Annotated in this window: 23 protein-coding genes and 1 pseudogene; 6 read left to right on the forward strand and 18 right to left on the reverse strand. The window is 29.8% G+C overall.

The window, feature by feature from the left end; genetic code table 11:
- Positions 1 to 140: 140 nt before the first annotated feature.
- Together ychF and H0I29_RS14805 are read left to right on the forward strand one after the other, a co-directional pair.
- Entirely contained in the window at positions 141 to 1,232 is a 1,092-nt protein-coding gene (gene ychF, locus H0I29_RS14800) for a redox-regulated ATPase YchF (RefSeq protein WP_218733657.1), read from the forward strand.
- Positions 1,233 to 1,631: 399 nt separating this feature from the next.
- Positions 1,632 to 2,420 carry a transglutaminase family protein gene (locus tag H0I29_RS14805; RefSeq protein WP_218753022.1) on the forward strand — a complete coding sequence of 263 codons (789 nt, stop codon included), beginning with the start codon at positions 1,632 to 1,634 and terminating at the stop codon, positions 2,418 to 2,420.
- 55 nt (positions 2,421 to 2,475) lie between these two features.
- On the opposite strand, the gene H0I29_RS14810 is transcribed toward H0I29_RS14805, so the two are convergent.
- The 6 genes from H0I29_RS14810 to H0I29_RS14835 all read right to left on the reverse strand — a co-directional run bounded on the left by H0I29_RS14810 (position 2,476) and on the right by H0I29_RS14835 (position 6,011).
- Positions 2,476 to 3,186 (reverse strand): aromatic aminobenezylarsenical efflux permease ArsG family transporter, encoded by a 711-nt coding sequence (locus H0I29_RS14810; protein ID WP_218753023.1) that lies wholly within the window; start codon positions 3,184 to 3,186, stop codon positions 2,476 to 2,478.
- Positions 3,187 to 3,624 (reverse strand): nitrophenyl compound nitroreductase subunit ArsF family protein, encoded by a 438-nt coding sequence (locus H0I29_RS14815; protein ID WP_218753024.1) that lies wholly within the window; start codon positions 3,622 to 3,624, stop codon positions 3,187 to 3,189.
- 236 nt (positions 3,625 to 3,860) lie between these two features.
- A complete protein-coding gene (locus tag H0I29_RS14820; protein ID WP_218753025.1) occupies positions 3,861 to 4,838 on the reverse strand; it encodes a permease in 978 nt (325 codons plus the stop codon).
- Positions 4,831 to 5,238: an OsmC family protein gene (locus tag H0I29_RS14825; RefSeq protein WP_218753026.1), complete on the reverse strand. Its 408-nt coding sequence runs from the start codon at positions 5,236 to 5,238 to the stop codon at positions 4,831 to 4,833. The genes H0I29_RS14820 and H0I29_RS14825 overlap by 8 nt, the downstream gene beginning before the upstream one ends.
- Positions 5,239 to 5,417: 179 nt before the next feature.
- Positions 5,418 to 5,654, reverse strand: a complete 237-nt coding sequence (locus H0I29_RS14830; protein ID WP_218753027.1) for a thioredoxin family protein — start codon at positions 5,652 to 5,654, stop codon at positions 5,418 to 5,420.
- A 51-nt stretch (positions 5,655 to 5,705) separates the two neighbouring features.
- Positions 5,706 to 6,011, reverse strand: coding sequence for a helix-turn-helix transcriptional regulator (locus H0I29_RS14835; RefSeq protein ID WP_218733669.1), 306 nt, complete (start codon positions 6,009 to 6,011; stop codon positions 5,706 to 5,708).
- A gap of 195 nt (positions 6,012 to 6,206) precedes the next feature.
- On the opposite strand from H0I29_RS14835, the gene H0I29_RS14840 reads away from it, so the two are divergent.
- Positions 6,207 to 7,394, forward strand: a complete 1,188-nt coding sequence (locus tag H0I29_RS14840; RefSeq protein WP_218753028.1) for a hypothetical protein — start codon at positions 6,207 to 6,209, stop codon at positions 7,392 to 7,394.
- 48 nt (positions 7,395 to 7,442) lie between these two features.
- Here the strand turns inward: H0I29_RS14840 and H0I29_RS14845 are convergent, their stop codons facing one another.
- From H0I29_RS14845 to gcvT, 10 genes and pseudogenes are all read right to left on the reverse strand, one after another.
- A complete protein-coding gene (locus tag H0I29_RS14845) occupies positions 7,443 to 8,237 on the reverse strand; it encodes a hypothetical protein (protein WP_218753030.1) in 795 nt (264 codons plus the stop codon).
- A gap of 132 nt (positions 8,238 to 8,369) precedes the next feature.
- On the reverse strand, positions 8,370 to 9,152 hold the full coding sequence (locus H0I29_RS14850; RefSeq protein ID WP_254712638.1) for a YkgJ family cysteine cluster protein: 783 nt from the start codon (positions 9,150 to 9,152) through the stop codon (positions 8,370 to 8,372).
- A 202-nt stretch (positions 9,153 to 9,354) separates the two neighbouring features.
- Positions 9,355 to 10,371 carry a Gfo/Idh/MocA family oxidoreductase gene (locus tag H0I29_RS14855; RefSeq protein WP_218753034.1) on the reverse strand — a complete coding sequence of 339 codons (1,017 nt, stop codon included), beginning with the start codon at positions 10,369 to 10,371 and terminating at the stop codon, positions 9,355 to 9,357.
- 27 nt (positions 10,372 to 10,398) lie between these two features.
- Positions 10,399 to 11,592 carry a hypothetical protein gene (locus tag H0I29_RS14860; protein ID WP_218733679.1) on the reverse strand — a complete coding sequence of 398 codons (1,194 nt, stop codon included), beginning with the start codon at positions 11,590 to 11,592 and terminating at the stop codon, positions 10,399 to 10,401.
- A gap of 131 nt (positions 11,593 to 11,723) precedes the next feature.
- Positions 11,724 to 12,122 carry a YoaP domain-containing protein gene (locus H0I29_RS18385; RefSeq protein ID WP_254712639.1) on the reverse strand — a complete coding sequence of 133 codons (399 nt, stop codon included), beginning with the start codon at positions 12,120 to 12,122 and terminating at the stop codon, positions 11,724 to 11,726.
- A gap of 93 nt (positions 12,123 to 12,215) precedes the next feature.
- Positions 12,216 to 12,284: pseudogene (locus H0I29_RS18505) on the reverse strand (hypothetical protein); the annotation flags it as partial.
- 31 nt (positions 12,285 to 12,315) lie between these two features.
- The gene (locus tag H0I29_RS18390) at positions 12,316 to 12,492 is read right to left on the reverse strand and encodes a hypothetical protein (RefSeq protein ID WP_254712640.1); all 177 of its coding nucleotides are present in this window, start codon (positions 12,490 to 12,492) and stop codon (positions 12,316 to 12,318) included.
- Positions 12,493 to 12,717: 225 nt separating this feature from the next.
- The gene (locus H0I29_RS14870; RefSeq protein WP_218753036.1) at positions 12,718 to 13,716 is read right to left on the reverse strand and encodes a metal-dependent hydrolase; all 999 of its coding nucleotides are present in this window, start codon (positions 13,714 to 13,716) and stop codon (positions 12,718 to 12,720) included.
- Positions 13,717 to 13,738: 22 nt separating this feature from the next.
- Complete coding sequence (locus H0I29_RS14875; RefSeq protein WP_218753037.1) at positions 13,739 to 14,854, reverse strand: SDR family oxidoreductase; 1,116 nt, start codon at positions 14,852 to 14,854, stop codon at positions 13,739 to 13,741.
- A 137-nt stretch (positions 14,855 to 14,991) separates the two neighbouring features.
- Complete coding sequence (gene gcvT, locus H0I29_RS14880; protein ID WP_218753038.1) at positions 14,992 to 16,077, reverse strand: glycine cleavage system aminomethyltransferase GcvT; 1,086 nt, start codon at positions 16,075 to 16,077, stop codon at positions 14,992 to 14,994.
- A 131-nt stretch (positions 16,078 to 16,208) separates the two neighbouring features.
- Here gcvT and H0I29_RS14885 point away from each other — a divergent pair, with 131 nt between their 5' ends.
- Together H0I29_RS14885 and H0I29_RS14890 are read left to right on the forward strand one after the other, a co-directional pair.
- Positions 16,209 to 17,840 carry an aminopeptidase P family protein gene (locus tag H0I29_RS14885; RefSeq protein ID WP_218753039.1) on the forward strand — a complete coding sequence of 544 codons (1,632 nt, stop codon included), beginning with the start codon at positions 16,209 to 16,211 and terminating at the stop codon, positions 17,838 to 17,840.
- A 5-nt stretch (positions 17,841 to 17,845) separates the two neighbouring features.
- Positions 17,846 to 18,067, forward strand: a complete 222-nt coding sequence (locus tag H0I29_RS14890) for a VF530 family DNA-binding protein (protein ID WP_218733689.1) — start codon at positions 17,846 to 17,848, stop codon at positions 18,065 to 18,067.
- A gap of 339 nt (positions 18,068 to 18,406) precedes the next feature.
- Here the strand turns inward: H0I29_RS14890 and H0I29_RS14895 are convergent, their stop codons facing one another.
- Positions 18,407 to 19,090, reverse strand: a complete 684-nt coding sequence (locus H0I29_RS14895) for an NAD-dependent deacylase (RefSeq protein ID WP_218753040.1) — start codon at positions 19,088 to 19,090, stop codon at positions 18,407 to 18,409.
- Between the two features lie 71 nt (positions 19,091 to 19,161).
- On the opposite strand from H0I29_RS14895, the gene H0I29_RS14900 reads away from it, so the two are divergent.
- The gene (locus H0I29_RS14900; RefSeq protein ID WP_218733692.1) at positions 19,162 to 19,839 is read left to right on the forward strand and encodes an RNA methyltransferase; all 678 of its coding nucleotides are present in this window, start codon (positions 19,162 to 19,164) and stop codon (positions 19,837 to 19,839) included.
- 87 nt (positions 19,840 to 19,926) lie between these two features.
- On the opposite strand, the gene H0I29_RS14905 is transcribed toward H0I29_RS14900, so the two are convergent.
- The gene (locus tag H0I29_RS14905) at positions 19,927 to 20,295 is read right to left on the reverse strand and encodes a DUF4258 domain-containing protein (protein WP_218733694.1); all 369 of its coding nucleotides are present in this window, start codon (positions 20,293 to 20,295) and stop codon (positions 19,927 to 19,929) included.
- Positions 20,296 to 20,334 lie beyond the last annotated feature (39 nt).

Below are 20,334 nucleotides of genomic sequence, written 5' to 3' on the forward strand. Positions count from 1 at the left end.
TATAAATGTATTGTTATTCTTTATTTATAAATAAAAATCATTTTAAGTTTAACAAAGTATTATATTTGCATTCTTAAAACTTTAAGAGAGTTTATTAATTTTAAGTTAAAAAACTTTCTTTTGAAGCAAAAATTATTTAGATGAAAGCCGGAATTGTAGGATTACCAAACGTAGGAAAATCAACTTTATTTAACTGTTTATCAAATGCAAAAGCGCAAAGTGCAAACTTTCCTTTTTGTACCATAGAACCAAATTTAGGAGTTGTAAACGTGCCAGATACACGTTTAGAGAAATTAGAAGAATTAGTTGTTCCAGAAAGAGTTCAGCCTGCTACTGTAGAGATTGTAGATATTGCTGGTTTGGTAAAAGGAGCAAGTAAAGGAGAAGGTTTAGGAAATCAGTTTTTAGCAAATATTCGTGAAACAGATGCGCTTTTACATGTAATTCGTTGTTTTGATAATGATAATATTATACATGTAGATAATTCTATAGATCCTGTTAGAGACAAAGAAACAATCGATATTGAATTGCAATTAAAAGATTTAGAAGCTGTAGAAAAACGTTTAGAGCGTGTAAAGAGAACAGCTAAAACGGGTAATAAAGAAGCGCAAGCAGAATTAGTAGTTTTACTTAAAATTGAAGAAACTTTATTAAAAGGTGTTTCTGTAAGAACTTTAGATTTTACAGAAAAAGAAATGGAATTTGTACAACCATTACAATTTATCACTTTAAAACCAGTGTTATATGTTTGTAATGTTGATGAAGGTTCTGCCGTTTCTGGAAATGCATATGTAGAAAAAATTAGAGAGGCTGTAAAAGATGAAAATGCAGAAGTTATTGTATTAGCAGTTGGTACAGAAGCAGATATTACAGAATTAGACGATTATGAAGAAAGACAAATGTTTTTAGCAGATATTGGCTTAGAAGAAGCGGGTGTTTCTAGATTGGTTCGTTCTGCATATAAATTATTAAACTTACAGACTTATTTTACTGCAGGTGTAAAGGAAGTTAGAGCTTGGACAATTCCTATTGGTTCTACAGCGCCTCAAGCTGCAGGAGTGATACATACAGATTTTGAAAAAGGGTTTATTAGAGCAGAAACAATTGCTTATGAAGACTTTGCTACTTATGGTTCTGAAGCGAAAGTAAAAGAAGCTGGTAAGATGAAAGTAGAAGGTAAAGAGTACGTTGTTAAAGACGGTGATATTATGCACTTTAGATTCAATGTGTAATAACAAAACGAAATACTGAACTTGGTTCAAAATTTTACATATATAGAAAATCCAATGAAATTTCATTGGATTTTTTTTGTGATAATTTTAAATAGAAACTTTACAATAACTTCTCCTTTTATAAAATCACTTTATTCTATTTCATATTTTTTATTATTGTTAGATGCGGATAGAATCCACTTGTTTTTTATATCCAGCAATTAGAATCTATAGCGCTATTTTGGGTTTTCAAAGCATAATTAAAGTTTTTAATTCACTAATTATAGGTCTAATTATTGTTGTTTACATATAATTATGATGTAATTAAAACATATAAAGCAACACTTCTTAACAATGAATCCACTACATTTAAGTATTGCCAATTTTGGTGATATCAACTGTTATTAATAAGATTTAATTATGTGGTTACGTGTTAGTTGTAATTTGGCTTTTGATATAGATATACCCACTCCTTTTATTTTAAGATTACGCCCTCGAAGTGGAGCAGAACAGTGGATTGAGCGTGACGAATTTAAAATAACACCCAATATAAAAATCCTTGAATTTACAGACGATTATGGTAATTTGTATCAGCGTTTTGTTGCTCCGGTAGGTAAACTATCTATTTATACGAGCTCAGATGTAAAGACTTCTGAATTTGTAGATGTCAATTTTGATGCACCTTTTATAGAAATAGAGCAATTACCTAATGATGTGCTTTGCTATTTATTACCAAGTAGGTACTGTGAGTCCGATCGTTTTAATGATTTAGCAAATTCCATTACTCTAGATAAACCCGCTGGTTATAAACAAGTATTTGCAATAGAAGAATGGCTGAGAACTAATATAAGTTATATTCCAGGAAGTAGCGATTACCCTATTTCTGCCACAGAAGTGTATCAGAAACGCTCTGGAGTTTGTAGAGATTTAGCCCATTTAGGCATAGCATTATGCAGAAGCTTAAGTATTCCTGCTCGTATGGTCGTTGGTTATTTACACCAATTACAACCTATGGATATGCATGCTTGGTTTGAAGCTTATGTTGGTGGACGATGGTATACTTTTGATGCTACTCAAATCGGACAAAAAGGAGGGTATGTAACTGTAGGTTATGGTCTTGATGCAGTAGATGTTGCTATTTTTAATCAATTTGGACCTGTTGCTCATTCTTTAGAACAACGTATTAATGTGGTACAAATTAAAAATTAATAAATTTTTATTGTAATATTATTAGGATGTTGTTTCAATTATGTACTCGTATTTACTACTTCAATATTCCTATAAAAATAGCAATATAATACAACCCCGTAAATATAAAAACCACACCAGCAACAGTACGCATTACTTTTTCTATTTTGGTGATTTTGTTGTAAAACATACCAACTTTACCTGCTGTAAAAGCTAATAAATATGTAAAAAGAATAACAGGTAAACCTGTGCCAAATGCAAATATTATGGGTAAATACAATCCATCTACAGATGCTATTGTCATTGGAATTAACATTCCAAAAAATAAAGCGCCACTATACGGGCAAAATGCCAATGCAAATACAACACCAATTAAAAAAGAACCTAACAGACCTTTATCTTTAAATTTATCAGATAATTTCTCTTGAAAATTAGATTTTCCTAAAAAATTTAGTTTGATAATATTCAGCATAATCAAACCGATAATGATTAATAAAGGACCTAAATATTTTTCTCCATTCTGATTAAAAAAACGTGCAATATGGAATTTACTTGCTCCAAAGTATAAAATCAATCCAATAACAGTATAACTAAAACTACGTCCTAAGGAATATAATAATCCGCTTAAAAAAACTTTTCGCTTACTTGCTATATTTTTAGAAATAAAAGCGGTTGCCGTAATATTGGTAGCCAAAGGACACGGACTAATAGCTGTCATTAATCCGAGTATTAAAGCAGATAAAATTGGGATGTTATAATTCTCTATAAGAGATTGTAAAAACTCCATTTATAACATTTTTAGTTGCTTGTCTAATTTTGATTTTAGTTCTTTAGAAAAAGCATCTTGGTCATTTCCGTTCATAAAAGCAAAATCAGTTAAGTTTATTTGTGTTTCTTTTCCGTTTTTTATCACATTTATAATTAATGCAGTTCCGGTAGCTTCAAATTTTTCGGCTACTTTTTCATTTTCTTTTTCATCAACATTAATCACTTGAAAGGTAATTTTATTTTCTTCTAATTCTTTCGAAAAATACGTATTTAAAGTATATTTAGTATTTTTTTCTATGGCATTACAAGTCATACAACGGTGAGTAGAGTGGAAATCTATAACCTCTATTTTAGAAGTTGATTGATCTAAAGATTGCTCTTTATTTTTCTTTTCTCCGCTGCAAGCGCTTAATATTAAGACGAATGTTAGTACTGATAAAATTTTAATTATTTTCATTTGATATATATTTATAATTTATTCTTTTCTCTAGACTTTTTCATCTGTTGTTTCAAACTCTAGTGTATTATTTTGTTCAATTAACTCCTCTTTTATGTCTCTATTTTATTTCTTTAAGTTTTCAGAACAATATGCATACACAAGATTTAACGCAATACCATTAAAAAAAGAGTGGTTAATATCTTTAACACTTAATGAAGCTGAGGTCTGATTATGTATGTGTGACATATAGAATTTTATAGTATTAAATTGAATAGAAATCCTGACAAAATGATTGCAATAGTAACTACACCAAAAAAGATAGCAATTAATTTTAATGACATTACTTTTTTAAGCATTGTAGCTTCAGGAATAGACAAGCCTACAGTTGCCATCATAAAAGCAATTGCTGTACCTAATGGAACACCTTTAGCAACAAAAACTTGAATTATTGGTACAATACCAGCAGCATTTGCATACATAGGTACTGCAACGATAACTGCAAGAGGAACTGTCCACCATTGCCCACCACCTAAATAAGTATGAAAAAAGTTTTCCGGTACAAAACCATGCATTGCTGCACCAATAGCAATTCCTATAATTATATAAAGTAGAACACCTTTTACAATATCCCAAGCGGCATTTGTTATTTCTGGTAATCGTTGGTAGAAAGTTTGTTTTTCTTCTTCTTCATATTCAGCATGACTTATTTTATTGTCAAGAATCTTTTTTACCCAATCAGAAAGCAATGGTTCTAGGTTAAATTTACCTAATAACCAGCCACCAATACTCCCTAATAAAATACCTGAAATAGCGTAAATTAAGGTAGCTTTTACTCCAAATAACCCTAAAAACATTGCTATAGCCACTTCATTTACCAAAGGTGAAGTAATTAGAAATGCAAAAGTAACTCCTAACGGAATTCCGCCTTGTACAAAACCAATAAACAGCGGAACTGAAGAGCAGGAGCAAAAGGGAGTTATTGCTCCAAAAATAGATGCAAAAAAGTATTCTAAACCATAAAGTTTTTTTCTATGTAGATACTCTTTTAATCGTTCAATAGGAAAATATGCATTTACAATTCCCATTATAAAAACGATAAAAAATAAAAGGATTAGAATTTTAATTGTGTCATACACAAAGAAATTTAAGGCAGTTCCTAAATGCGTATCTGTACCAATATTAAAAATGGAATAAATTAACCAATCTGCAAAATTTTGTATCCAATCAAACATTTTCTAAAGTTTTAATGGTTCCAGAAATAGCACAAGATAATTTTATGGTATTGTAAATAGTACCAAATTTTTCGATGTTCTTTTTTAGTAAATCTACATTTAGTTTTTTATCGTTGCTATAAATGTTTAAATTGTAGATGATATTATCCATCCTTGGCGGACTTTCTAAACGTGTTGCTTTTACTTCAAGGGTAGCTTTTAAATAGGTAAAATTCATCATACTAGAAAAACGTTCTACATTTTTTAGCATGCATGCAGCAAACGAGCCTAAAAATAATTCAGCCGGATTCGGTAAAGTATCAGCATTTTTTAAAGTTGTACCAAAATTAATATTCGATTTTTTTATATGAATAACAGCATCTTCCTTTGATTGGGAAGAGGCTTTAATTTGATAATTCATAGCTTGAGATTTAAAGATCAGTCAATAAATACTGACTTTTTGTTTAAATAATTTTTTGTTTTATAATGGTTAGTAATATTATTATTAACAGTTCTAGTGCAGTCGATAACTATTAAACCATATAAAGAGTTTTCGACTGCGAGCAACCAAACATATTACTTATTTAAATTACTACTATATTATTTTAATAGTGCCAATACTTCCTCTTTAGAGGGAATTCTTCCTTTAATGCTAATGACATCATTAATAACTAATGCAGGAGTCGTCATTACATTATATTTCATGATTTCCATAATATCTTCTACTTTTTCTACAGTAGCATTAATGTTGTTTTCTGCAATTACATCACTAACAACGGCTGTCATAGATTTACATTTTGGACAACCAGTTCCTAAAATTTTAATTACTTTATTCATAATAGTTTTATTTGTTTATCGCCTATAAGCGATTTGATTATTAAAAAAATATCACTCAAAAAATTGTTGAAATAACGATTTAGCGACAGTCCAATTTTCTTGATTGATACAATACTTTATTTTGGGTGGTTTTAATTCTCCCTGAATTAAACCTGCATTTTTTAACTCTTTTAAATGTTGAGAAATTGTTGATTGTGCCAAAGGAAAAACTTCTACCAAATCGCCTGTAAAACAACAGGATTGATTTTCTAAATGTTTTAAAATAGCAATACGAGTTGGATGTGCCAAAGCTTTTGCAAATCTTGCTAAGGCTTCCGTATTTTCTTTGTATTCTATGGGGTCTAAATTTCTTTTCATAATATCTATCGCAAATTTACGATTGGTTTTTAAGGTGAAATGTGACATTTGTCACATATAGCATTTTTTTTTAATAAAGTTTTAATTTTTTTGAATATCCTTTTACAATAAAGTACATGAGTCAAATTAGTTATTATAGTTTTAAAAATAATATTTTTGGCACAACTATTGAAAATAGGTTACAAACTACTTATTATGGAAAAACAATTACTATTTATTTTATCATTTTTAATTTTTACTTCTTGCAGTAGTGTTAAAAGTACACAGGAAGCTATTAATAATGGAAATTATGATGGAGCTATAAACATAGCTTTAGAAAACTTAAAGAAAAATAAGGCTAAAAAAGGAAATCAGCCGTATGTTATTATGTTAGAACAGGCTTTTGTAAAAGCAAATTCTAAAGATTTAGCACAAATTAATTTCTTAAAGAAAGACAATAACCCAGAAAGGATTGAAACTATTTACGGACTTTATGCAAATTTAAAAAATAGACAAGAAATTATAAAGCCCTTGTTACCTTTAGCTATTTTAGAAGAAAATAGAGCTGCTGATTTTAAGTTTGTTAATTATGATAATGAAATTATAGCAACAAAAAATCAATTATCAGATCATTTATATGAAAAAGCTAAAGAACTATTTAATAGTAATAATAAGTTAGATTATAGAACTGCTTATTCTGAATTAGAGTATTTAGAAAAAATAAATCCGAACTATAAAGATGTTAGAAGTTTAATGGAAATTGCGCATCAAAACGGATTAGATTTTGTGATTGTTTCTATGAAAAATGAATCAGAAAAAATAATTCCTAAAAAATTAGAAGAAGATTTATTAAACTTTGACACGTATGGTTTAAATGATTTTTGGACTGTTTACCACGGAAGAAAAAATAGAGAAATCACCTATGATTTTAGTTTAGAGTTAAACCTTAGAAATATATCAATTTCTCCAGAACAGGTTAAAGAAAAAGAAATTATTAAAGAAAGTCAGGTTAAAGATGGTTTAATATATCTTTTAGATGAAAACGGAAAAAATGTTTTAGATAATGAAGGCAATAAAATTCAGGTTGATAAAATGGTAAATATTCGTTGTTACTTATATCAATTTACGCAATTAAAAACAGCAAAAGTTGTTGGACGTGTAAAATATGTAGATTTAACTTCTCATCAATTAATAGAAACGTATCCTATAGAAAGCGAGTTTATTTTTGAACACATTTATGCAAACTATAAAGGTGATAAAAGAGCTTTAAGTAAATCTTATTTAGATTTGGTAGTTTTAAGAGTAGCTCCTTTTCCTAGCAATGAGCAAATGGTGTATGATACCGGAGAAGATTTAAAAGAAAAACTAAAATATATTATTACAAGTAATAAGTTTAGAAATTAAAAAAAGCCTCACAAATTATTGTGAGGCTTTTTTTATGAAAAAGAAAAATTATTTTTTAATATAGTTTTCTGGAATAGCAAAGTCATTTCTAAATCCTTCTACAAATTTAATATTTGTAATTTTTGCAAATCCAATTTTATCGGTTAAACCTTTATCAATACTCCAACCATAAAATTCCCAATTTGCAGCAAAAGGAACTCCATCAACTTCTGTATAATCGATATATTTAATAGCATGCGGATCTGCTTCTGCAGCTTCTGTACTTTTATTAACGGTAACAATATAAGCAACATCTTCTAAAAGATCTGTTTTTTTGTCTTTATACACAACGTACCAATCATCTGGTGCATCACCCGTATTTGCTTCGAAACTTAATTTTGCAGTATCATAGTTCAGAGTAGCTTCTTTAGTTTTAAAAGCATCATTCCAGATAGTTCCATTATCGCTTAATTTATAAGGAAATAAGAAAAAATAACTCCAAGTATAAGCATGAAAACGTACCCCTGGATTTGCTTCTAAACTAGGAGAAACAAAAATGTTTTCTTTATTTACATAAATTTCATCACCATTTTTATAAGTGATTTTTGCAATATCTGAAGTTGTTGAAACAGTTACGTTTGCATTAAAAACCTCGTTTCCTCCAAATTCTATAAAAGCATCAAATTGTATTGCTTCTTTTGCTAAAAAAGCATCTTTTTTATGAGCTACTTCTATTTTTTGAGCAAAAGTTTTTTCTACAACAGGTTGTGGTTTTTCTTCTATTTGTTTTGTTTTAGCTGGATCTTTTTTACAACTTACAACAAGTAGTAAACTAGCAAATAATGTAATAAATGTTTTTTTCATGTGGTTTGTTTTAAATGGATGTTAATTAGATGTAATCGGTTTAAAAATGTAAACCTTACATTTTATATTCAGAAATTTGATTCTTTTTTAAAATGTGAATTAAAACTAGGATAAAACAAGAAAGTAAAAGGATTATTCTTTTGCTCCGTGACTTTTTGCTGTTTCTATCCAGAGTTCTGCAATTCCTTTTGTGTCTGCTCCCAAGCCTCTAGATAAATGCAATGCAACGCCCATAATTAACACACAAGCTTCATGCACTTGATCTAGCGTTTGCAAACTATTAAATTGTTTTTGTGCTTTTAATAGTAATAAATCGTTGTGTTTCTGTGCAAATTCTATCGAATTATCTCCAACTTCTTTTATTTCAGGAATCATTAAGGCGTCTATCCAATCTTTTCCAATTCGTTCTGCCAAGATCTCAGGAAGTTCATTACCCATTTCTCTCCATAAAGTCAATGTTTTTGTATCGCCAGAGGCGGATAATCCACCGTCTAATAACAATTCAAAAGCAATATCAGCAATATTTTGCATTACGTTTAAATAGGCGTCTTGTGCTTTTTCAAAAGGAGCTGCACCTTGTCCTTTTAGATAATCGCCAACACTTAATTTTGGTAAGTTTAAAACTTCTGCACAATCTGTTAAACACGGAAATTGTGCTCCTTCAAAAATATAATCTGCTTTTTCAAATTGAATTTGACGACCTAGAGGATATAAACGACAGGCTAACGGACGACCTTGGTGCACGCTACAACCATGATTTTCGACATATTGACTGCAAGCATTCTGTCCTTTTTTATCTTGTTTTCCGTTAAAAGTTAATCGAATACCTCCAAAATCGGTATACAAATCTCGAAAATCTCTCGGACTTACTTTTTTCTCTTTACTAAAACTGAATAATTCCCAAGGATTTAGCATAACCGCTTTTCCAAAACAGCAGGTCCCAGCTCGCGAGCAGGTGAGTGGTAATATACTTTCGGTGCTCAGCTTAGTAGTTTGCATTCGTTTTGGTCGTTTTAATAATTAGTTTTTATACCGATTCAATTAAACTAAAAAAGAATCATTGAATTGAGCTGTAAAGATATTATTTTTCAACCTTAAATTTAGAAGAAATAGTTATTTAACTTTCTAAAATCTCTAGCTGTTGCATAATTTGAACTTCTGTTACTGGATATGGTTTTTCTTCCCTAATCGTATTATAAACATCATCAAATACTTGCATATAAGAAGATTTTTCAGAAGCTATATTTTCTTGTTTCTTGATGCCTTCATCATTAATTGTGGTTAATACACCTTTATTATTAATATCTTCTAAACCAAACAAAGAGTTAGAAGGTTTCATGCCTTTTTGTAATTGTTGTTCTTGTACATCAGCACGTTGTTTAATATAAGAGCCTTTAGTTCCGTGTAAAATAAATGCAGGTTGTGGATCGGTAACCAATAAACTTGTAGTTATAAAAACTTGCAGTTCATTTGGATATATTAAATGAAAATGAGCATAATCATCTACTTGAGTATTCGGACGAAATTTACCTAATTGTTTTTTCCATTCTTGCGGAATTCCAAAAATAGAGATTACAGCATCTAACAAATGCGGACCTAAATCATATGCTAAACCACTTCCAGGAACAGGTGTTTCTTTGGTTGCTTTTGGACCGATATCATATTTATAACGATCATAACGAAGGTGAAACTCTACCAATTGCCCTAGTTTACCTGAATCTAACACACTTTTTACTGATAAAAAATCACTATCATAACGCCTGTTTTGATATGCTAAAACAGCACGATTGTATTTTTTTGCCGCTGTAAATAATTTTTTTGCTTCGGATGATTTAACAGTAAAAGGTTTTTCTAGTAATACATGTTTGTTTGCTTGTAAAGCCTTTAAAGCAAACTCAAAATGAGTAGTATTTGGAGTATTGATAATAACCAATTCTATTTCTGAATCAGCTAAAAGTTCATCAATATTATCATAACTTTTTATTGTAGGGTAGGTAAGATGTGCTTTTTTAGAAGATCTTTCTACAACCGCACTTAATTCAAAATTAGGATGTTCATTAATAAATGGAGCATGAAATATTTGTCCTGACATTCCAAAAGAAAAAACACCTGTTTTTAATACATTTTTATTCATAAACTGATTTTAAAACTTTAGATATTTTTAATATTCCATTAATGCATTAAATTTACTATTTAAGTTATAAATATTTAAATTATCATCAAATGCAACCTGAACAGCCAAAAGTTTTATTTCTAATTCAGATATTTTATTGTCAATTTTATTTTTATCACCGATAGCTTTACTTTTTTCTAAAACTTGTTTTAAAGCAGATTGATAAGTGCTGAAAATTGAGATATACTCTTTACTTAAAGATTCTACCTCATCTCTTATAAACTTTGCCTGGTTTAATGCATACGTAGGATACATTAATTTTTTATTTGTTAAATGATTGTTGTAATCTAAGGGTTTAGCACTAATTATTTTATCTACGCTTTGCTGTACAATACCTTTTGTATAGTGCTTATTTATAACGTTTGTTAAGGTTAATTTTTTATCCTGCTCAGAAATGGCATTAGGGTTTAAAGTATTAGAGCGCTCTGTGGTGTATTGTGTTAAAAGTAGCACCAAACCTTCTTTTCTAATATCTAAATTGCCAAGGTTTTGTTCAAATTCTGTTTGTGCTTTTGCCAATCCCTCATAATGCACCAAATACACATTTAATGATTTTTTTAAATCTATAACATCATCTATGGAAACATCGTTTCCTTTAAGCGCATTGCCCATCACCAAATCTACAACAGACTTTATAGAACTCACCACAGGTATTGCACTGGTTAATTCTTCTGTTAAAGGAGATTTTATAATGTTATCAATAAAAAGTAGAAATTTAGATTTTTTTACGCCATTAATTTTTCGATTACCTTTTATGATTTCATTCTCTAAAATTTCTGCAATTTCTTCGGATAAAGAAAAACCTAAATCTGAATTTTCAGGATTGTTTAAGCTAGAGATTTGAGTAAGATAATCACTAGTTGCATCTAGTTGTTTTATAGCGTTTAAACTTGCGTTTGAAGCAAAAACAAATTCTGTTGTATTTATTATTTTTTTTCTTCGTTGTTCTAATTGGTTCTTTAAACCAAAAAGCTCTGCATCAGAAAATTCTTTAATTATTTTGTTGTTAGACTTCATTAATTCTTCAAAATTATTCACTTTTAAAACAATCGTGTCCAATTTTTCTTTTGTTTTCAAAAGCTCAAAATAGTTTTTATAAATTACATTTAAAGAGTCTTTATTGTTTTGTGCGCTTACTATTGATGCCGAAATAATGGTAATAATTGTCAGTAATTTTTTCATAAGATACGTTGTTCTTGGTTTCAAATTTCTTAAAATATTAATTCTGATACAAAGCAATATTCATGCCTTTAATCACAAGCGAACGAAATTAACTTTTTTGGGTTTAAATATCAAATTGAAAAATGACTATTTTAATTGTTGTTTACAATTTTATCAAATCTAGAATCCATGCACACACTAATATCTGTGGTTCTAAAATTTCCGTTAAAAAAAAGACTGAAAATGGTTGCAGGACTTGGTGCATTTTGAGCTTGTTTGTTGGTTTTTATTTTGATTATTTTTAGAGGTAGATTTCTCTTTTTCGCAGTTTCGGTAATTGAGTTTCTGGCATGGAATCCAGCAAAGGGACATCTATTAGAATAATAAACCACAATTCCGTTTTTCTCTGAACAAGTTCCGGATTTTACAGAATCATTAAATTTTGGATTTTCTGCTTCTAAATATATTTTCTTTGCTAAAAGACAGAATCCGCTTCCTATTTTTTCTACTTCTTCAAAACCTTGTTTTAGAAACCATTTTGTATCACTCATAAAATGGAATTTCTTTGCACCAACAACGGTTACCAAACCACTTTTATGTTGTTTTTTAGCATCAGCAATAGCAGTCTGTAAAAGCTTTTTAGCAAGACCTTGTTTTTTATATTTTCCGGAAACCCAAAAGCAATCGATATTTAAATAATTTGGAGCCGTAATAGGAACCCAAGATTATTCCGCATCAGCATATTCAATAAAAACTTTTTGCTCTCTCATTTATTCTTCTAAAAACATAGCCTTTTTCGAATTGATTTTTAAGCCAATCTTTTTTTGCATGATAACTTGATAAACATTTTTTATCAGAAATAGCACAACAAATATGCTCATTTTCTATGCTCTCTGAATCTAAAGTTATAAAATCACTCATTTTAAATAGGAATTAAAATGTGAGTAATTTATCAATAGAAAAGAAGAGAACCAATGATAATAATAAAAAAAAAATGGTCGTCTGAAAAGCTGAAATGACTGTCATTCTGAATTTATTTCAGAATATAAACAAGTTGATAAGCTATAAGAAACTGAAACGAGTTCAGTTTGACAAAAATATCTAATTTTTAGGCAAACTCTTTAAGTAAAATTATAAGTTAAAAGGTTAATTCCCTTTAATCCTTTCCCATAATTCCGATAACAGTTTTTTTGCATCTCTTTTGTCTTTAGCTTCTTCAATAAAAGACGGAACTCCATTAGCATCGATTTTAATTTTATATTTAAAAACAAAATTTGTAGCATTTGGTTTCATGCTTAATGCCCCAAAACGTAAATCATTAAAATACAGTACGCCATTTACTTTATTGATGGTGTACCAACCTTTAGAAATAGCAATCATACGTTGCATTTTTGGTTGACTTACTAAATTGCCTAATAACTCATGATTTTTAGAATAAGTAGAAAACTCAACAGGATTTTTATCAAAAAAAGAAGAATGACCAATTAAAAAAGCATTTTCTGTTTCTACATTAGCAGTCCATAAAAGGGTGTTTAAAGGTGTTGGTTTTGTTTGTATTTCTTTATACTGAATATTTTGTGCAACTAATTCTTTAGTAAACGTTTGATAAGAAACACCTTTTAGAACAAAGGTAAGTACTAAATAAGAACTACTAATAATAAGGGCTGAATTATTATAAAAACGTCTTTTTTTAGCTTCTTTTTTCTGACACATCGCCAAAATTAAAAGCACCAAAAAAGGTATTGTATATAACGGATCTATTACAAAAACATTTTTAAAAGCCAAACGAATGTCTAAAGGCCAAAAAAGTTGTGTTCCCCAAGTAGTTTGTGCATCTAAAATTGGATGTGTTATAAAAGCCCAAAAGAAAAGCCAAGACCAATCTTTTACATTTTTATATTTTTCATATCGAGTGACAATAAAAGCTAAAATAGGAGCAAAGAGCACCGAGAAAAAGATAGAATGTGTAAAACCTCTATGTATTTCTAAGGCAGTAACTTTATCTGCAAAAAAATTAGCGAAAATATCTAAATCCGGAATTGTACCTGCAATAGCTCCATACAACATGGCTTTATTACCAATTTTTCTACCAAGAACAGCTTCTCCAACTGCGGCACCTAAAACTATTTGTGTTAATGAATCCATTAGATTATTTTTTTACTAATAATTAATAACTCTTTCTAAATTTTTTTTCAACTGAATAATTAATCAAGTTCATAAAGTTTTCATGAACTCCTAAAGTATTTTCTAATTTTAACTGCTGAATAAGGTTTAAAATTTGTTCAGTATTAAACTGTAAATCTGGGATAGAAATATAATTTTGAAAAATATCGCCAATGGTTTTGTAATACAGCGTTTCAAAAGAATTTAAGTTCTTAGGTTTAGCTGTAACATATTCATAAGAATTTACATCAAAAGACTCTAAAACATCGCCTACATACTCTTTGTGTAAAATCTGTGTAGGGTTTACAATATTCAATTCTTTTATTTGTGGATTTAAAAAAGCGTGTAAAATAGCTTTGGATACAAAATCTACAGGCACAATATTTAAACCACTTTTTTTGTCAATCCAAATTCTGAAAGCTTCTTTAGATTTGGTAGCATACTTTGCTAAAAAGATGGCCCAAGAATAGAAAACATCATATTTTGGAGTTTCGTAAAAAGGTTTATCAATTAAACGACCGCAAATAATACTAGGTCTTAAAATTTGAGAAGTTATATTTTTAAGCTTGCACGTTTCTTTTACAAAACGTTCACTTTCATATTTAGATTGCTCATACGGATTTCTAAAATTGGTAACGGTATAGTTTTCAATAGCATCACATACTTTTTCATTTTGGATACCAAAAGAATACGCCGTACTAATGTATAAAAAACGTGTTACTCGCTCTGGTAATTGCTCCAAAAGCTGCTTGGTTACCAAATAGTTTTGTGAGTGTACAGTTTTCTTAGAATCACTTGTACTAGATAAATTAGTAGAACCAGCACAATGAATTACGGTATCAAAATTATAAGTTTCTAATACTTCTCTGCTAATTGTTGCTAAATCATTTGGAATTATTGTGATTTTTTCTAGACAATTTTCAAGTGTAAAATCATTTAAAAATTCAGGACGAGAAGCATCTTCTAAAACAGCTAGTAAGCGTTGTTCTGCTGTTTTTTCATTAGCTCTAATCACTACAAAAAGATGATTTACTGTTTTTTGAACAATGGCTTTGTGTAACCATTCAAAAATAATATGACTTCCAACAATTCCCGTTCCTCCAGTTAATAAGCAATTCATATTTTTTTGATGAAATCTCAATAGATGATTTAATAAAAAAATAGTTGTCTTATTACAGACAACTATTTTCTGCTTGAGTGCAGTCTAAACTTTATTGATTATAAAATTTTTGAATGAGCTCTAACGAACATATTATTTTATCCTTTGTAAAAAGGAAGTTTTACAATTGTTGCAGGAATTGCTTTTTTACGAACCTGAATATGTATTTGTGTACCTACTTTAGATAAAATTCTTGGTACATAACCCATTCCAATTCCTTTTTGTAAACTAGGGCTCATAGTACCAGAAGTAACTTCTCCAATAACGTTTCCGCTACCATCTACAATATCATAACCATGTCTTGGAATTCCTCTTTCATCAAGTTCAAAAGCAACCAATTTTCTTTCTGGTTTGTGTTCTTTTTCTTTTGCTAAAGCTTCTGCATTTACAAATTCTTTGGTAAATTTTGTAATCCAACCTAATCCTGCTTCAATAGGAGATGTTGTATCGTTAATATCATTTCCGTACAAGCAATATCCCATTTCTAAACGTAAAGTATCTCTTGCAGCTAAACCAATCGGCTTAATTCCAAAATCTGCTCCAGCTTCAAAAACTTTATTCCAAATTTGTTCAGCTTCTTCATTTTTACAGTAAATTTCAAATCCGCCAGAACCAGTATAACCCGTTGCAGAAATTATTACATTCTCAATTCCGGCAAAATCACTAATTTTAAATTTATAAAAAGGAATGCTTGCTAAATCTACAGAAGTTAAAGATTGCATTGCTTCTATAGCTTTAGGACCTTGAATAGCTAATAATGAATACCCCTCAGATAAGTCTCTTAAATCAGCATTAAACTCCTCATTGTATTTAGAAATCCAGTTCCAGTCTTTTTCAATATTAGATGCATTTACAACTAGTAAATACGTGTTTTTCTTAATTTTATAACAAATTAAATCATCTACTATTCCGTTATCTTCATTAGGGAAACAGCTATATTGTGCATCTCCAATTTCTAATTTAGATGCATCGTTTGAGGTAACTTTTTGTATTAAAGGCAATGCATTTTCACCTTCTACTAAAAACTCTCCCATGTGGCTTACATCAAAAACACCAACGGCATTTCTAACAGTTAAATGTTCTGCTGTAACTCCTTCGTATTGTACAGGCATGTTGTAACCAGCAAAAGGAACCATTTTAGCACCTAAAGCAACGTGAATATTATTTAATGCAATATTTTTCATGTATAGATTTCTTAAATTTCAGCTAAATTATTGAAAAAAATGGAATTATCTATCACGAATACTTTGTTAATATTTTTACCTAGAAAATAATAAATGTTACTTTTGAAATTCTCAATTATAAAACCACCCTTATGAAAGTTTTTAACTTTTTATTTGTCATTTTTTTGCTATTTACCTTAAATAGTATTGCGCAAACTCCTACAGATTATTTACCAAAAGAATTTCATAAAGAAAGACGTGCTATTTTACGATCTAAAATGCCAAACAACTCGGTTGCTGTTGTGTTTGCAAACCCTATTAGAAACAGAGCAAATGATGTAGATTATGTATTTCATCAAGATCCTAATTTTTATTATTTAACAGGTTACAGAGAACCAAATGCAGTTTTAGTATTGTTTTCTGAGTTTCAAATAGATGAAAAAGGAAATTCTTATAACGAGGTTTTATATGTACAAAAAAAGGATGCAAGAGCAGAAATGTGGTACGGAAAACGTTTGGGGGCAGAAAAAGCAGCAGAAGAGTTAGGTTTTAATACCACAATGAATGCAGAAGATTTTATAGCGTCACAAATTGATTTTAAGAAATTTAATAAGGTTTTTATTACAGAGTTTAAGGAAGATTACAGAAATTCATCTAGAAATAATGCTGAAATTTATGATTTAGTAGCAAGTTTTAAGGAAAAATCAGGTTTTAATGAAATTCAATTTTCATCTAAAAACATAGAGAAAGCATATAATCAGATTGCAAATGTTCCTGATAAAAATATGATTGAGCTTTCTAAAAAGATAAATGAAGATCTTACTCGTTTTCCAGAGTTACAAAACGATCAATTGATTACCAATTTTGCAAAAGCGAAAAGTGATAATGAATTAAAAGATTATCAGAAAAAAATCTTCATAAGATTAATCGCTAAAAAGAATAATAACTTCAATTTTTACTTTTTAACCAATACTTTAGCAACCATGAGGGAGGTTAAAACAGTAGAAGAAGTTAAGTTATTAACCAAAGCAGTGCGAATTTCTGCTGTTGGACAAATAGAGGTAATGAAGGCAATGAAACCACACATGTCGGAAACAGAGTTACAAGGAATCCATGAATTTGTGTACAAAAAATACGGTGCAGAATACGAAGGATATCCGTCTATTGTAGGTGCCGGAAACAACGGTTGCATTTTGCATTATATCGAAAATAATAAAACAAAAGTTGGCAACGATTTAGTTTTAATGGATTTAGGAGCGGAATATAGAGGGTACACGGCAGATGTAACGCGCACAATTCCTGCTAACGGAAAATTCACAAAAGCACAAGCAGAAATTTACAATATTGTCTATAAAGCACAAGAAGCAGGAATTGCCTTTTATAAAATAGGCGAACCAATGAGTGCGCCAAACATGGCAGCGATAAAAGTGATTAATGAAGGCTTGTTTCAACTCGGAATTATAAAATCTATTACGGAAAGACACAACTATTTACCACACGGAGTTTTGCATCATATTGGTTTAGACGTGCACGATCCAGGAAATTATAATAACTTTGAAGAAAATATGGTGGTTACTATGGAGCCCGGAATTTACATTCCTGAAGGTAGTGATTGTGATAAAAAATATTGGGGAATTGGTATTCGAATCGAAGACGATATTCTAGTTACCAAAAACGGACCTGTAAACCTTTCTGCAGAAGCACCTAGAACCCTAAAAGAAATAGAAAAAATGATGGCAAAAAAGTCTGTTTTAGACGATTTTGTATTGCCAAATTTAGATTAATAATTATGAGCACAGAACAACCAAATAATCCGTTACACGGTATAAAATTAGCCACCATGTTAGAAGAACTTTTCTTAGAATATGGTTGGGAAGAATTAGGATACAGTTTAAATATAAATGCCTTTAAAAACAATCCTACGTACAAATCTTCTTTAAAGTTTTTAAGAACAACACCTTGGGCAAGAGAAAAAGTAGAGCAGTTTTACTTAAAAAATATGATTGATTAATTTTTATTTGAAGCTATTTCCTGCTTTTCGTTATATCTTTTTATAGCTGTCATTGCGAATCGTACTTTTACTGTGTGAAACGGCAATCTTTTGTTAGAAATTTATTAGCTAATTTTAAGTGCTATAAAAAGGATACCACTTCAATCAGGGCTAGAGTTGTTTGCTGACTATTTTTAATTAACATGTTCTATGTCATTCTGAATGAGGTATAAAGAGGAGTCTAGAAGCACTATGAGATCTCTCATTAGTTTATCTTGAGCGAAGTCGAAAGGCCAAAAAGCTCACTTCTAAATGAGATGTGATGAAAAAATTATAGATAAAACAGAATAAATGGGTAATTTAACCTTTCAATAATTCCAACAATTTTTCCGTTCCAACACTTGCAACTTCCTCAATAATCGTTAAATTATTAAAACGCCCCTTAGAAACGGCAGGTTTAGGATCTATAAAGTAAATAGGTGTATTAGGTTTTATAAAATCTACCAAACCAGCTGCAGGATATACTTGCATAGAGGTACCAATAATTACTAAAATATCTGCTTTTTTAGTAATTTCGATCGCTTTATTTAACATGGGTACCATTTCTCCGAACCAAACAATGTGAGGTCTTAATTGACTTTTATTAGGACATAAATCTCCTAAAACTAAGTCTTTTTTCCAGTCTATAACCATATTTTCATCAACAGAACTTCTCACTTTTAAAAGTTCACCATGTAAATGCGTTACCTTTTTACTTCCTGCACGTTCGTGTAAATCATCTACATTTTGGGTAATGATTTCAACATTAAAACTCTGTTCTAAAGCCACTAAATTTTCGTGACCTTTATTTGGTGCAACTTCTAAAAGTTGCTTTCTGCGTTCGTTGTAAAAGTTTAAAACCAATTCAGGATTGGCTGCATAACCCTCAGGCAAAGCAACTTCCATTACATTATGTCCTTCCCATAAACCATCTGCATCTCTAAATGTTTGTATACCGCTTTCGGCGGAAATTCCTGCTCCAGTTAAAACAACTAATCTTTTCATTAGATAATCTGTTTTTGTATTTTTATAAATTCTTAATGTAAGGTAAAAATAATAAAATTAAGTTTGTATTTATGATTGATGATAAACTATTAAATTACTTCGAAACTTATTTAACAGATAAGAGGAAAAATCTTTTTAAAAAGGTTTTAGAAGATAGAACGCGTCATTTTGCGGTGGTTTTAGAAGATATTTTTCAACCTCATAATGCAAGTGCTGTGGTTAGAACCGCAGATATTTTTGGTGTGCAAGATGTACATGCCATAGAAAATAAATACACTAATAGAGTGTCTAGACATGTGGCAAAAGGTTCACAAAAATGGATTACCTCTAAAAGATATAAAAAAGACGGTGATAATACCAAAGTTTGTTTAGAGAACCTGCGCGAACAAGGATATCAAATTATAGCAACAACGCCACATAATGATTCTTGTTTATTACAAGATTTTGATATTACTAAAAAATCTGCATTTGTATTTGGAGTAGAAGCAGAGGGCGTTTCTGATTACGTAAAAGAGCAAGCAGATGGCTTTTTAAAAATACCAATGGTAGGTTTTACCGAGAGTTTAAATATTTCTGTCGCCGCAGCAATTATTTTACAAGATGTAACCACAAAATTGAGAAATTCTTCTGTTGATTGGAAATTATCTAAAGAAGAAAAAGACGTTTTGTATTTTAATTGGGTTCGCAAAACGATTAAAAATGTAGATAAAATAGAAAAACATTATCATGAAAATTTAAAAGGAAAATAAAAAAAAGTCATTCCTACTTTAACAGGAATGACTTTTTTTATGAAGTATAGATTGTTTTATCAATTTATAGATAAAAACAAAATATTATTACTTTACTATTATTTTCTCAATTGTAGCGGTAGATTCGCAACGTTTCACTAATAAACTTACCTTTTCTAAGTCTTTAGTACCTGTAATATAATATTCAGGACAAGGTTCTTGTCTTGGTTTGCTTTTACCAAAATTGACATCACCTGTATATAAAATAGTATTTATTTTTAAGGAATCAATATCAAATTTATGCATCGCACTTCTAGCATCATCAGAAAATAAACGTTCTTTAATTCTGATTGATTTTAGTGTTCTAGCATCCATTCCATAATCAAAAGTAGCTTGTTTCTTTTGCCAGAAAAAATATACAGCAATAGAACCTAATGATAAACCTACTAAATAATAACCTATTCGTTTAATGAGCATTGTAAAATTTTGAAGTGCAAATTTAAGTCTTTTATTCAG

The sequence above is a fragment of the Polaribacter sp. R2A056_3_33 genome (assembly GCF_019278485.1).
Classification (GTDB): Bacteria; Bacteroidota; Bacteroidia; order Flavobacteriales; family Flavobacteriaceae; genus Polaribacter.

Coding starts and splice junctions, on each gene's coding strand:
- H0I29_RS18390 (WP_254712640.1), bottom strand. CDS start 12,492: ATGAGTGATTTTATAACTTTAGATTCAGAGAGCATAGAAAATGAGCAT.
- H0I29_RS14870 (WP_218753036.1), bottom strand. CDS start 13,716: ATGGATTCATTAACACAAATAGTTTTAGGTGCCGCAGTTGGAGAAGCT.
- H0I29_RS14885 (WP_218753039.1), top strand. CDS start 16,209: ATGAAAGTTTTTAACTTTTTATTTGTCATTTTTTTGCTATTTACCTTA.
- H0I29_RS14820 (WP_218753025.1), bottom strand. CDS start 4,838: ATGTTTGATTGGATACAAAATTTTGCAGATTGGTTAATTTATTCCATT.
- H0I29_RS14890 (WP_218733689.1), top strand. CDS start 17,846: ATGAGCACAGAACAACCAAATAATCCGTTACACGGTATAAAATTAGCC.
- H0I29_RS18385 (WP_254712639.1), bottom strand. CDS start 12,122: ATGAGTGATACAAAATGGTTTCTAAAACAAGGTTTTGAAGAAGTAGAA.
- H0I29_RS14860 (WP_218733679.1), bottom strand. CDS start 11,592: ATGAAAAAATTACTGACAATTATTACCATTATTTCGGCATCAATAGTA.
- H0I29_RS14815 (WP_218753024.1), bottom strand. CDS start 3,624: ATGAAAATAATTAAAATTTTATCAGTACTAACATTCGTCTTAATATTA.
- H0I29_RS14835 (WP_218733669.1), bottom strand. CDS start 6,011: ATGAAAAGAAATTTAGACCCCATAGAATACAAAGAAAATACGGAAGCC.
- H0I29_RS14905 (WP_218733694.1), bottom strand. CDS start 20,295: ATGCTCATTAAACGAATAGGTTATTATTTAGTAGGTTTATCATTAGGT.
- H0I29_RS14900 (WP_218733692.1), top strand. CDS start 19,162: ATGATTGATGATAAACTATTAAATTACTTCGAAACTTATTTAACAGAT.
- H0I29_RS14830 (WP_218753027.1), bottom strand. CDS start 5,654: ATGAATAAAGTAATTAAAATTTTAGGAACTGGTTGTCCAAAATGTAAA.
- H0I29_RS14875 (WP_218753037.1), bottom strand. CDS start 14,854: ATGAATTGCTTATTAACTGGAGGAACGGGAATTGTTGGAAGTCATATT.
- H0I29_RS14850 (WP_254712638.1), bottom strand. CDS start 9,152: ATGCTAAATCCTTGGGAATTATTCAGTTTTAGTAAAGAGAAAAAAGTA.
- H0I29_RS14895 (WP_218753040.1), bottom strand. CDS start 19,090: ATGAAAAGATTAGTTGTTTTAACTGGAGCAGGAATTTCCGCCGAAAGC.
- H0I29_RS14810 (WP_218753023.1), bottom strand. CDS start 3,186: ATGGAGTTTTTACAATCTCTTATAGAGAATTATAACATCCCAATTTTA.
- H0I29_RS14825 (WP_218753026.1), bottom strand. CDS start 5,238: ATGAATTATCAAATTAAAGCCTCTTCCCAATCAAAGGAAGATGCTGTT.
- ychF (WP_218733657.1), top strand. CDS start 141: ATGAAAGCCGGAATTGTAGGATTACCAAACGTAGGAAAATCAACTTTA.
- H0I29_RS14845 (WP_218753030.1), bottom strand. CDS start 8,237: ATGAAAAAAACATTTATTACATTATTTGCTAGTTTACTACTTGTTGTA.
- H0I29_RS14840 (WP_218753028.1), top strand. CDS start 6,207: ATGGAAAAACAATTACTATTTATTTTATCATTTTTAATTTTTACTTCT.
- H0I29_RS14855 (WP_218753034.1), bottom strand. CDS start 10,371: ATGAATAAAAATGTATTAAAAACAGGTGTTTTTTCTTTTGGAATGTCA.
- H0I29_RS14805 (WP_218753022.1), top strand. CDS start 1,632: ATGTGGTTACGTGTTAGTTGTAATTTGGCTTTTGATATAGATATACCC.
- gcvT (WP_218753038.1), bottom strand. CDS start 16,077: ATGAAAAATATTGCATTAAATAATATTCACGTTGCTTTAGGTGCTAAA.